The sequence below is a fragment of the Miniimonas arenae genome, assembly GCF_006351005.1.
In the GTDB taxonomy this organism is placed as follows: Bacteria; Actinomycetota; Actinomycetes; order Actinomycetales; family Beutenbergiaceae; genus Miniimonas; species Miniimonas arenae.
This window is the reverse complement of sequence record NZ_VENP01000074.1, coordinates 1-11,965: the sequence shown is the minus strand read 5'-3', so window position 1 is coordinate 11,965 and position 11,965 is coordinate 1. Positions and strand designations below refer to the sequence as shown.

General features: G+C 73.3%; 6 protein-coding genes. All 6 read left to right on the top strand.

The features are described from left to right. The first annotated feature begins 82 nt into the window (after window positions 1-82). The 6 genes from FH969_RS13780 (at window position 83) to FH969_RS13755 (ending at window position 10,925) form a co-directional block, all read left to right on the top strand. Window positions 83-901 carry an ABC transporter ATP-binding protein gene (locus tag FH969_RS13780; protein WP_139987712.1) on the top strand — a complete coding sequence of 273 codons (819 nt, stop codon included), beginning with the start codon at window positions 83-85 and terminating at the stop codon, window positions 899-901. Window positions 902-1,013: 112 nt separating this feature from the next. Further along, window positions 1,014-1,493, top strand: coding sequence for an NfeD family protein (locus FH969_RS13775; RefSeq protein WP_108717600.1), 480 nt, complete (start codon window positions 1,014-1,016; stop codon window positions 1,491-1,493). A 136-nt stretch (window positions 1,494-1,629) separates the two neighbouring features. Then, entirely contained in the window at window positions 1,630-2,901 is a 1,272-nt protein-coding gene (locus FH969_RS13770; protein ID WP_139987710.1) for an SPFH domain-containing protein, read from the top strand. A 558-nt stretch (window positions 2,902-3,459) separates the two neighbouring features. Further along, entirely contained in the window at window positions 3,460-5,190 is a 1,731-nt protein-coding gene (locus FH969_RS13765; protein WP_139987709.1) for an ABC transporter ATP-binding protein, read from the top strand. After that, window positions 5,187-7,241, top strand: a complete 2,055-nt coding sequence (locus FH969_RS13760) for an ABC transporter ATP-binding protein (RefSeq protein ID WP_139987707.1) — start codon at window positions 5,187-5,189, stop codon at window positions 7,239-7,241. The genes FH969_RS13765 and FH969_RS13760 overlap by 4 nt, the downstream gene beginning before the upstream one ends. A gap of 279 nt (window positions 7,242-7,520) precedes the next feature. Continuing rightward, complete coding sequence (locus FH969_RS13755; RefSeq protein WP_139987705.1) at window positions 7,521-10,925, top strand: BTAD domain-containing putative transcriptional regulator; 3,405 nt, start codon at window positions 7,521-7,523, stop codon at window positions 10,923-10,925. Window positions 10,926-11,965: the final 1,040 nt, after the last annotated feature.

Genomic DNA, 11,965 nt, shown 5'->3' with positions numbered 1-11,965 from the left:
CCACCCTCAAGACCACCACCCAACCCCTCCACCAGCCCACCACGACCACCGTCGCCGCCGCGGCTTGACATAGGAGAAACCCATGGCCCAGACCCTCGTCCTCGGACTCGACGACGTCACGGTGCGTCGCGACGGCAAGGAGATCCTCTCCCACGTGACGTGGGAGGTGCTCGACGGCGAGCGCTGGGTTGTCCTCGGACGCAACGGCGCCGGCAAGACCACGGTCGTGCAGCTCGCGGCGGGCCGGATGCACCCGACCAGCGGGACGGTGGAGATCCTCGAGGAGACCCTCGGCCGCGTCGACGTCTTCGAGCTGCGGCCCCGGATCGGGCTGTCCAGCTCGGCCCTCGCCGAACGGATCCCGGGCGACGAACGCGTGCTCGACGTCGTGCTCACCGCCTCCTACGGGATGACCGGGCGCTGGCGCGAGACCTACGACGACGTCGACGAGGACCGCGCGCGCTCGCTGCTGGCGGTGTTCGGCATGGCCGACAAGACCGGGCGCACCTACGGGACGCTGTCCGAGGGCGAGCGCAAGCGCACGATGATCGCGCGGGCCCTGATGTCGGACCCCGAGCTGCTGCTGCTGGACGAGCCCGCCGCCGGCCTCGACCTCGGCGCGCGCGAGGAGCTCGTCGGCGCGCTCGCGGAGCTCGCCGCCCACCCAGCCTCGCCCGTGCTCGTGCTCGTGACGCACCACGTGGAGGAGATCCCGCCGCACTTCACCCACGCCCTGCTGCTGCGCGACGGGCACGCCCTGGCGGCCGGACCGCTCGAGGACGTGCTCACCCCCGAGAACCTCGAGGCCACGTACGGGATGCCGCTGGAGATCACGCGGCACGAGGACCGGTGGAGCGCTCGCGCCACGGGACGCTCCTCCGGCAACCGGCACGGGGCCTGAACGAATCTGCTCGTCGATCGCCCCGGACGGAACTCCCCACCCTCTTGACTCGTTCTTGACATAGAGTGGGCTGTGACCGGGGACGTCCCGGCGCCGGCGAGGGGAGGCTGCGATGGACGCTTGGGTGATCTGGTTGGCGCTGTTCCTCCTGCTCCTCGTGGTCGAGGTGCTCGTCGTCGACCTCCTCTTCCTCATGTTCGCCGGCGGCGCGCTCGCCGCGGTCCTGGCGGCCCTGCTCGGTGCCCCGGTCCTCATCCAAGTGGTGGTGTTCGGCGTCGTGTCCGCGCTCCTGGTGGCCGTGATCCGACCGTGGGCGTTGCGCACGTTCCGGCGCGAGACGCCGGAGACGGCGACCAACGTGGCCGCGCTGATCGGCCGCTCGGCGACGGTCCTGGAGCCGACGTCGTCGCTCGCCGGGCGCGTCAAGCTCGCCGGGGAGGTCTGGACGGCACGGTTCGAGGGTGCGGGGACGCTGCCCGAGGGCGCGCAGGTCGAGGTCGTGCGGATCGACGGGGCGACCGCCGTCGTGACGCCCTCCAAGTCCGCGGACCTGCCCGACCCCGCCAACCCGTACGGCACCCCGACGCTCTAGCACCTGCTCTGACACACGGACCTCCAGGCGCTCGCACCCGCGAAGCGCGCGGCCCCGCCGCAGCCTGGAGCGAGGCACGACCGGCCGGAGCACCCGGCCCCGACCGGCCGCCACGGCGGCCACCAAGGAGGCACCCGTGGACACGGGCCAGATCGTAGGACTCGTGATCGTGGCGCTGCTCGCGATCTTCATCATCACGGCGATCGCCCGTGCGGTGCGGATCGTGCCGCAGGCCGTGGCGCTCATCGTGGAGCGGCTGGGCCGCTACCACTCGACGATGTACGCGGGTCTGCACTTCCTCATCCCGTTCGTGGACCGCGTGCGCGCCGGCGTCGACCTGCGCGAGCAGGTGGTCTCCTTCCCGCCGCAGCCGGTGATCACCTCGGACAACCTCGTGGTGAGCATCGACACCGTCATCTACTTCCAGGTCACCGACCCGAAGGCCGCGACCTACGAGATCGCGAACTACATCACCGGTATCGAGCAGCTCACCGTCACCACGCTGCGCAACGTCATCGGGTCGATGGACCTCGAGCAGACGCTGACCTCGCGCGACCAGATCAACGGCCAGCTGCGCGGCGTGCTCGACGAGGCGACCGGCCGCTGGGGCATCCGCGTCAACCGCGTGGAGCTCAAGGCGATCGACCCGCCCGCCAGCGTGCAGGGATCGATGGAGCAGCAGATGCGCGCCGAGCGGGACCGCCGCGCCGCGATCCTCACGGCCGAGGGTGTCAAGCAGTCCCAGATCCTCACCGCCGAGGGTGAGAAGCAGTCCGCGATCCTGCGCGCCGAGGGTCAGGCGCAGGCCGCGATCCTCAAGGCCGAGGGTGACTCGCGCGCGATCCTGCAGGTCTTCGACGCGATTCACCGCGGCGACGCGGACCCCAAGCTGCTCGCGTACCAGTACCTGCAGACCCTGCCGCAGATCGCCAACGGCTCCTCGTCGAAGATGTGGATCGTGCCGACGGAGTTCACGGCGGCGCTCAACGGCATCGCCGGCGCGTTCGGGGGCACGGTGCCGGTACCGTCGTCCGACGGCGCGGAGCCGGGCGAGAGCGCGACGGCGCGTTCGCGGCGCGAGCCGCTGGAGTTCGAGGACTCGTTCGCCGAGACCACGCTCGAGGACCCGTCGGAGGCGCTGCGCAAGGCGCGCGGCGAGGCGTCCGAGGCGACGAGCGAGGCACGCGCGGCCGGCACGCTGACCGGGCACCCGTTCGACCACGGCGAGGAGGCGGGGCAGCGGCCCGCCCAGGCTCGCGAGGCGCAGACCGGTGCCGGCGGCCCGGCTGCACCTGCCGGCCCCGCCGTTCCGCCGTCGCCCGACGCGGCCGAGCGTCCTGGGCAGGGCGAGGGCCAGGGGCTGCCGCCGACCGGTGGACCCTCGCTCCCGCCGCCGCCTCGCCCCTGAGGCACTGGGCGCGGGGCAACGGGTCGATGTGCAGGTGCGCGGGGTGGTCCGCGGCCCACGGGTTCGTCTCCTGCCCCCGCCCCCACGCGTAGGACGCGATCTCGTCGTGCCGGCCGCGCACCGCCGTCGGGCGCGGCCAGCGTGCGGCGAAGGGCGGCCACCACTCCGAGGCGAACCACGTCTCGAAGGCCTCGCTGTCGTCGGTGCCGACGACGTACCCGGCCGGCCCCTCGCCGTCGTCCACCACGAGCGCGAGGTCGGGGTGACGCGCGAGGTAGGGCGCGAGGAAGACCGCGGCCCACAGGTCGTCGTCGGGCAGGAGGCCGGTCGCGTCGCCGCCGTGGTCGGCGGTGCGCACGCAGATGTCGGCGAGTGCGGGATCGTCCTCGCCCGGGCGGTAGGGGCGCGGGGCGGAGAGGCCGGGGCTCACCTGCCCAGCGTGCGCCGGGCGGAACGCACGCCGCAATCGCGAGGTCGCCTCGCCGTCGTGCGCCTGCTCCCCCCGGTCGGCGCCGTGCGGATGTGCCGGTGTCGGTGCGCGGGCGTACCGTTCACCCCGTGCTGATCGGACTCCTGCGCACGCACCTGCGCCCGTACCGGGGCGCGGTGGTCGTGGTGCTCGTGCTGCAGCTGGTGCAGACGATGGCCTCGCTCTACCTGCCGAACCTCAACGCGCGCATCATCGACGAGGGCGTCGCGGTCGGGAACGTGGACCAGATCTGGCGGATCGGCGCGGTCATGCTCGTCGTCACCCTGGCCCAGGCGATCGCCGCGATCGTCGCCGTGTACTTCGGCGCCCGCACCGCCATGGCCTTCGGTCGCGACGTGCGCGGCGCACTCTTCGCGCGCGTGCAGAAGTTCAGCCAGCAGGAGCTGGGCTCGTTCGGTGCGCCGTCGCTCATCACGCGCACCACGAACGACGTGCAGCAGGTCCAGATGCTCGTCATGATGACCCTCACGATCATCGTGATGGCGCCGATCATGCTGGTGGGCGGCGTCATCATGGCGCTGCGCGAGGACGTCGAGCTGTCCGCGATCCTGCTCGTGGTGGTGCCGGTGCTCGTGGTCACCGTGCTGATCATCGTGAGCCGGATGGTGCCGTACTTCCGCACGATGCAGGGCCGGATCGACGCCGTCAACGGCGTGATGCGCGAGCAGATCACCGGCATCCGGGTGGTGCGGGCGTTCGTCCGCGACCCGTTCGAGGTGGCGCGGTACGCGATCGTCAACGCGGACCTGCGCGAGGTCCAGCTCAAGACCGGCAAGCTCATGGCGCTGATGTTCCCGACCGTGATGCTCATCATGAACCTGTCCACCGTGGCGGTGATGTGGTTCGGCGGGAACCTCGTCGACCGCGGCGACATGGAGGTCGGCGCGCTCACCGCGTTCCTCAGCTACATCATGTACATCCTCATGGCCGTGATGATGAGCTCGATGATGGTGATGCTCGCCCCGCGCGCCGCCGTCTCGGCGGACCGGATCGCGGACGTGCTCGCCTCCGAGCCCACGGTGCTCTCGCCCGCCGAGCCGGTCCGGCCCGCGGTGCTCACCGGCCGGGTCGAGCTCGACCACGTGACGTTCCACTACCCGGGGGCCAGCGCGCCGGTGCTCGAGGACGTGTCGTTCGTGGCCGAGCCGGGCCGGACCACCGCGATCATCGGCGCCACCGGGTCCGGCAAGACGACGATCCTCAACCTCGTCCCGCGGCTCTTCGACGCGACGCAGGGTCGCGTGCTGCTCGACGGCGTGGACGTGCGCGACATCGACCCCACCCTGATCACCCAGCTCCTCGGCCTGGTGCCGCAGAAGGCGTTCCTCTTCTCCGGCACGGTGGCGAGCAACCTGCGCTTCGGTCGCCAGGACGCGACCGACGAGGAGCTCTGGGAGGCACTGCGGGTGGCGCAGTCGGAGGACTTCGTGCGCGAGCTCGGCGGGCTCGAGGCGCCGATCTCCCAGGGCGGCACCAACGTCTCCGGCGGGCAGCGCCAGCGCCTGTCCATCGCACGGGCCCTCGTCCACCGGCCGAAGGTGCTGCTGTTCGACGACTCGTTCTCGGCCCTGGACTACGCCACCGACGCCGCGCTGCGCCAGGCGCTGGTGGCGGTCGTGCGCGAGTCCGCGGTGATCGTCGTCGCCCAACGCGTGTCGACGATCCGCACCGCCGACCTCATCCTCGTGCTCGACGACGGGCGGATCGTGGGTCGCGGCACCCACAGCGAGCTGCTGAACACCTCGGAGACCTATCGCGAGATCGTCGAGTCGCAGATGAGCCTGGAGGAGGCCCGATGAGTGGCGTCGCGCCCGGTGCCTCCGCGAAGGGCACCGCGGCCCGCACGGCGAACGAGTCGGCCCCGGTCGACGACGCCGAGGTCGTGCGTGACAGCAGGCCGGCGCGTCGTGGCCCCGGCGGGCCCATGGGCGGCATGGGCATGCCGACCGAGAAGCCGCTCGACATGCGCGGCACGCTGCGTCGCCTTCTCGGCGACATGCGCGAGCACCGTCTGGAGCTCGCCGTGTCGGTGCTGCTCGGCGTCGCGTCGGTGGTGCTCGCCGTCGTCGGTCCGAAGATCCTCGGCAACGCGACCAACATCGTGTTCGCGGCGGTGATCTCGCGGGAGATTCCGGCGGGCATCACCCAGGAGCAGGCGATCGAGGGTCTGCGGGCGCAGGGTCAGGACCGGCTCGCGGACATGCTCACGCAGGTGACGTTCACCCCCGGGGAGGGGTTGGACACCCATGCCCTCGCGGTCACGCTGGGCTGGGCGCTGCTCGTGTACCTGGGCGCGTGGCTGTTCGGCTGGCTGCAGGCCCGCCTCACCGCGATCGTGGTGCAGCACACGATGTTCCGCATGCGCGCGCGGGTGGAGGACAAGCTCACCCGGGTCCCGCTGTCCTACGTCGACCGGCAGAGCCGCGGCGACGTGCTCTCGCGCGTCACGAACGACGTCGACAACCTCTCGATGACCCTCAACCAGACGCTCTCGCAGCTGGTCACCTCCGTGCTCACCGTGGTCGGCGTGCTCGTCATGATGTTCTGGATCTCGCCGCTGCTCGCGGTCATCGCGCTCGTCACGGTGCCGCTCACGGTGGGCGTGACGTCGATGATCGCCAAGCGCAGCCAGCCCCAGTTCATCCGGCAGTGGCGCACGACGGGCGAGCTCAACGGGCACATCGAGGAGATCTACACCGGGCACGCGCTCGTGAAGGTCTTCGGCCAGACGGACACGGCCCAGCGCGTGTTCGACGAGCGCAACGACGAGCTGTACAACTCCTCGTTCCGGGCGCAGTTCATCTCCGGCACGATCCAGCCCGCGATGGCGTTCATCGCGAACCTCAACTACGTCGTCGTCGCCGTGGTCGGCGGGCTGCGGGTGGCGTCGGGGCAGATGAGCCTGGGCGACGTGCAGGCGTTCATCCAGTACTCGCGCCAGTTCACGCAGCCGATCACGCAGATCGCCTCGATGATGAACATGCTGCAATCGGGCGCTGCGTCGGCCGAGCGGGTGTACGGCCTCCTCGACGCCGAGGAGCAGGAGCCCGACCCCGAGCCGGCCGTCCGGCTCGACGAGGTCGCGGGCCGGGTGGAGTTCGCGGACGTCGACTTCTCCTACGACCCCCGCAACCCGCTCATCGAAGGCCTGTCCCTGGTGGCCGAGCCTGGCCAGACGGTCGCGATCGTCGGGCCCACGGGGGCCGGCAAGACCACGCTGGTCAACCTCATCATGCGGTTCTACGAGGTGCAGGCGGGCGCCATCACGCTCGACGGCGTGGACACCCGCGCGATGACCCGGGCGGACCTGCGGGGGAGCGTGGGCATGGTGCTCCAGGACGCCTGGCTGTTCGAGGGCACGATCGAGCAGAACATCGTCTACCCGATCGCGACGTCACCCGGCGCCCCCGTGACGCCCGAGCAGCGCGAGCGGATGCTGCGCGCCGCGCAGGCGACGCACGTCGACTCGTTCGTCCGGTCGCTCCCCGAGGGCTACGAGACGGTCATCACGGGCGAGGGCGGCTCGCTCTCCACGGGTGAGCGCCAGCTCGTGACGATCGCTCGTGCCTTCGTGGCCGATCCGCCGATCCTCATCCTCGACGAGGCGACGAGCTCCGTGGACACCCGCACCGAGGTGCTCGTGCAGAAGGCCATGAACGCGCTGCGGGTGGGTCGGACGTCGTTCGTGATCGCCCACCGCCTCTCGACGATCACCGGTGCCGACGTGATCGTCGTGATGGAGCACGGCAGCATCGTGGAGCAGGGCTCGCACGAGGAGCTGCTCGCCGCCGGGGGTGCGTACGCGCGGCTGTACGCCAGCCAGTTCGCGGCCGCCGCGATCGAGGACTGACCGGGCGGGACCCGCGACACGCGCGATCTTGCGCGCGCCGGTATCAGGACGACGACAGCGCGCTCCCCACGACCATCACCAAAAGTCGCTGGTGCGGGGGTTCGGCCCGCTGGGACACTGTCCCGCGAACCCGCCCCTCGACGAGGTCGTGAGGAGAAGGGGATGAACGGTCCGCCGAACGACAGGGGGAGGCGGACGGACGGGGATGTCGCTCGTGCTCGCCCTCTCGCGAGCGGCACCACCCCGATCCGCCATCGCCTCCTTCGCCGCGTCCGCGCCATGCCCTCGGGCGTGGTGCTCGTCGTCGCGGGCCACGGCTGGGGCAAGTCGACGCTGCTGAGCCATCTCGCGGCGACCGACGACCGACCGGTGCTGGCCGGTCGCGCCACGCCGCTCGGCGCCGTGTGGCACACCACGCCCGGCGGGGTGTCGTCGCCCGTCACCGCCTCGGAGGCGGCTGCGACGCTGGCGGCGCTGAGGCGCCCGACGCTCGTGACCCTCGACGACGCGCACCGGTTGCGCGAGCCGGCCGACGCCGACGGCTGGTTCGGTCGCCTCGCGGCCGCCGTGCCGCCCGGCGTCCAGGTCGTGGTGGCGGTGCGCGCGCTCCCGCCGTCGATGATCGCGCGGTACGACGCCCCCCTCGCCGGTGTGCTCGACGTCGAGGACCTCGCCCTGCGCCCCTACGAGGTGGACCGCGCCGCCCGGGAGGGGTTCGACGCGCCGCTGCGCGCCGACGACGTGCACCGGCTCGCGGCGGCCACGGACGGCTGGCCGGCCGCCGTCGACCTCTTCTGCCGCGCGACGCAGGGGATGCTGCCGGCGGACCGACGTCGCGCGGTGCGGGGGCTGCGCGGGGCGCCGTGGTACCTCGCCGACTACGCGGAGCACGTCCTGCTCGCCGGGCTGACGGCGCAGGAGCGCCGGCTGCTGATGTGGGGAGCGGCGTTCGACGTCCTCACGCCGCCGCGCCTGGACGCGCTGCTCGAGGTCTCGGACAGCGCGGACGTGCTGCGCAACGTCGCGCACCGGTCCGTGGTGCCGCTGCGTGAGTTCCCCGCGGGCTACCGGATCCCGATGCCGCTGCGGCGCTACCTCGGGGCGCGGCTCGCCCGCGACCTGGGTCCCGCCCAGGCGCGCGCATGGTGGAGCAGGGCCGCGAGCGTGCTCGAGGGCGAGGGCGAGACCGCGTCCACCATCGGGCTGTGGGCGCGCGCGGAACGCCCGGCGGACGTGGTGCGGGTGGCGCACGCCGGCACCGACCTGTGGACGTCGGTCAGCGGCGTGCTGCGCACCGATCCCGCCGTGCGCGAGCTGGTGCCGCAGCGCCTGTCGGCGTTCGCGACGCTGACGGAGGCGGTCGCGGACGGTGCGCTGGCCCCGGCGGCCCGGCTGCTCGAGCAGGTCGACCGCCCGGACGCGCCGGCGGGCGAGGGTGAGGGTGCGGACGACCACGAGCTCCGGCCGCTGCTCGGCGCTGCCGTGCCCGCCGCGGTGCGTGACCTCGTCGCGGTCTGGTCCCCGGACGGCACCGAGCACGGCTCCTCGCGAGGCGGGTGCTCTGCCCCGGACGACGCGACGATCCCCGTGGCGCAGCTCGACGCGATCGGATCGTGGGCGCGGGCCCTGCAGTGCGGTCTGCGCCAGGGTCGGGTGCCGTCGGGTCCGGCGGAGTGCGGCCTCGTCTCAGCCCTGCTGCACGGGTTGGCCGGCCGCGTGCCCGAGGCCCGGGCCGCGCTGGCCGCCGTGCTCGACGACGAGGACGAGGCCCCCGGGACGCTGCTCGCGGCGGCGCTCACCGAGTCGCTCGTGGACCCGGACGCACGGATCGAGACCGTGGCCGACGGCGCCGACTCGGTGCTGCGCGCCGCGCATCGCCTGGGTCTGACCTGGCTGCAGCGGCTCGCGCACGCCGTCGTGGTGGCAGCCGAGGGCGCCGACGACGCGCAGCGTCAGATCGCTGGGCTCGTGCAGTGGGCCCGGGATGTCGAGGACCCGTGGGGAGGCGTCGTCATTGCGACCGTCGTGACGGCCATCGCGGCGCGCCGGGGCGAGGACGACGCGCCGTCGTGGCTCGCGCTCGCGGCGGACTGGGCGGCACGTGACACTCCCGTCATCGAGGCGTGGTGCCGCCTCGGCGCGGCGCGCGCCGCTGCGCGGGACGCGGGTCGGGGGGCTGGGTCTGGGTCGTCGGCTGGGTCTGGGGCTGCGTCGACGGCTGGGTCTGGGTCGTCGGCTGGCTCGGCGGCGCCGGCGGTGGGTGGGCCTGGGCCCACGGCCGAGGTTCCGTCCGTGGCGGGTGCGCCGTCACCCGCGGGGATCGCCGTCGTGCCGGACGCGGCGTCCCGGGAGCGCGCGCGTGGGCAGGCTCGTGCGGGCGCGACCGAACCGACGGTGACGGCGGCGTCGGGTGCGGCCGCGTCGCCGTTGTCGGGGTCGCCGTTGCCGGAGCCGTCGGAGCCGTCGGGGTCGTCGGGGTCGTGGCCCGCCGAGGAGGCGACGACTCCGTCGTCGCCGTCGGCGCCGGGTGCGAGCCCACTCGGCGGAACAGCTCGTACCGGCGGCCGCGGGGGTGCCGCGGCCGGCTCGGGAGCGAACGACCGTCGGCCGGCACTCGAGGTGCGCTGCCTCGGTGAGCTTGCGCTTCTCGTGGACGGAGCCGCCGTCGATCTCACGGTCCTGCGTCCTCGGGCGAGGAGCATGCTGCGGATGCTCGCGGTCGAGTCCGGGCACCCGGTGCACCGCGAGCGACTCGCGCTCGCGCTCTGGCCCGACCTGCGCCCGACCGCGGCGATCCACAACCTGCACGTCAGCGTCTCCGCCGTGCGGCGGGCGCTCGACGACGCGCACCCGATGCTCGGGCGGGACGTGCTGGTCCGGGTGGAGGAGTCCTATCTCCTTCGCCTCGACGTCGGCGACACGTGCGACCTCATCGCTCTCGACGAAGGGCTCCGCGAGGCGCGTCGGGAGGCTGCGCGAGGCGAGCTCGCCTCGGCCACCCAGGCGTGGCGGGCTGCGGTCGACCGGTATCGCGCGGACCTTCTCGTCGACGAGGGGTCGTCGGAGTGGGTGGTCGGGCAGCGCGAACGAGTCCGGCTCGCCGTGGCCGAGGCGGCGTCAGCGCTCGCGAGGGCCGAGCTCGGCGAGGGCCGCAACCGTCAGGCCGCCGCTGCCGCGGTGCGCGCGATCGAGCTGGACGAGTTCCGAGACGATGCCTGGCGGGTGCTGGTGCGGTCGTTGACCCTGTCGGGAGAGGCGGCCGCGGCGCAGCGAGCGCGACAGGGCTACGCGCGGGTGCTGCGCGCGCTGGGGATCGCCCAACCCGGCACCGAGGTGGCCGGGGCGCGCCGAGCCCCGGGCACGGCGGCGGCTGCGCCTGCCTCGGCTGCATCCTCGCCGACAGCTCCGCCCACAGGTTCGCCGGTGACTGCCGACCCCGCTCGGACCCAGCCGGCGGGTTCGGTGCGACCCCTCCCGTCCGCTCGCGGGGGAGCGGTCGCCAGGGTGCTTCCGGTGCCGGACGGGCCTTTGTCTGCGACCGCGAAGGACGCGGAGCAGTCGCCCACCGCCGCGCGAGCCACGAGCGGGAGCGGCTCGTCGCCGCGCCTCGTGCCCGTCGCACACGCGCCGCGCCCCGCGCGCGAGCTGGACCTCGAGCCCGAGGCGGTCGCTCCCTCCGCGTAGCTGGGTGGGCTCCGTGCTGGTCTGCCCGACGCCTGGGCGGGCACTGCCCGGGGCGATCACGCGCTCCACGTGGTGCTCGTCACTGGTCGCAACCGTCGCTGACGTGACCGGTCCCGTGCGGATTGGTTGCGTGGTCGTCCGGCGCGGTCCGCGTGCGATCGCGTGCGCAGCGGGTCGCGGCTCGTGAGCGGGCTCGGGTGCCGACGCGCTCGACGTGACAGCCTCGCCGAGCCGCTCGTCACGAGGCGCCGCGGCGCGGCCGCGCGCGTCGTCGAGGCTGACGTGCACGAGCGCCAGGTCGTCATTGCCCGGTGGAGCGACGGGACCGATCTCGCTCGTCAGACCGTTCGGCAGCGGTGGGGCGGTGGAGTGGTAGCGGTGGCCGAGGTTGGGTGGGGCGCACCGGGATCGGGAGTCCATCGCGGCGAGCTCACCGGTGGTGGGGTCGCGGAACAGGCGCCGCAGCCACACCCCGTCCTTGCGGTCGTTGCTGCTGCCGTCCGCGGCGCTGTCGCGCGTCGCGCTGGTCCCCCTGTCGCTCGTTGCGCTGGTTGCGCTGGTGCCGAGCTGCCCGGGGTCCTCGTCCGCGGTGTCGGTGATCCCGCCGCCTGCCGAGCTCGTGCCGCGGTCACTGCTGCTGCTCTCGGCGTCGCTGGTGCCGTTGCTGCTCGAGCGTGGGCTGGTGAGGGTGGTGTGGATGAGGGTGCGGGCCCAGGGTGCGGGGACGGGGGTGCCGGCCAGGCTGGGGGTGGTCAGGGTGGCGGGTTCCTCGGCGCCCGGGGGGCCTTCGGGTGCGAGGAGGGTGGCCTCGGTCATGACGAGTCCGACGTGCACGGGGACGGGGTCGGTGGGGGCTCGTCCGGTCAGGCGGGTGGTGAGGGTGTCGGCCATGGCCTGGCCGCAGCTGGTGGCGTGTCCGGTGCTGACGGCGGTGTCGGCGGCGGCGCGTAGGGCAGTGTAGGCGGCGATGCCGTCCTTCATCGGCAGCAGGGCGGTGAGGTAGGTCATCAGGTCCGGGGCTGGGCGCAGGGTCACGGTGC

What these genes read in the sequence shown, in the direction of transcription:
- FH969_RS13780 (WP_139987712.1), top strand. Translation starts at nt 83, where the DNA reads ATGGCCCAGACCCTCGTCCTCGGACTCGACGACGTCACGGTGCGTCGC.
- FH969_RS13760 (WP_139987707.1), top strand. Translation starts at nt 5,187, where the DNA reads ATGAGTGGCGTCGCGCCCGGTGCCTCCGCGAAGGGCACCGCGGCCCGC.
- FH969_RS13755 (WP_139987705.1), top strand. Translation starts at nt 7,521, where the DNA reads ATGCCCTCGGGCGTGGTGCTCGTCGTCGCGGGCCACGGCTGGGGCAAG.
- FH969_RS13775 (WP_108717600.1), top strand. Translation starts at nt 1,014, where the DNA reads ATGGACGCTTGGGTGATCTGGTTGGCGCTGTTCCTCCTGCTCCTCGTG.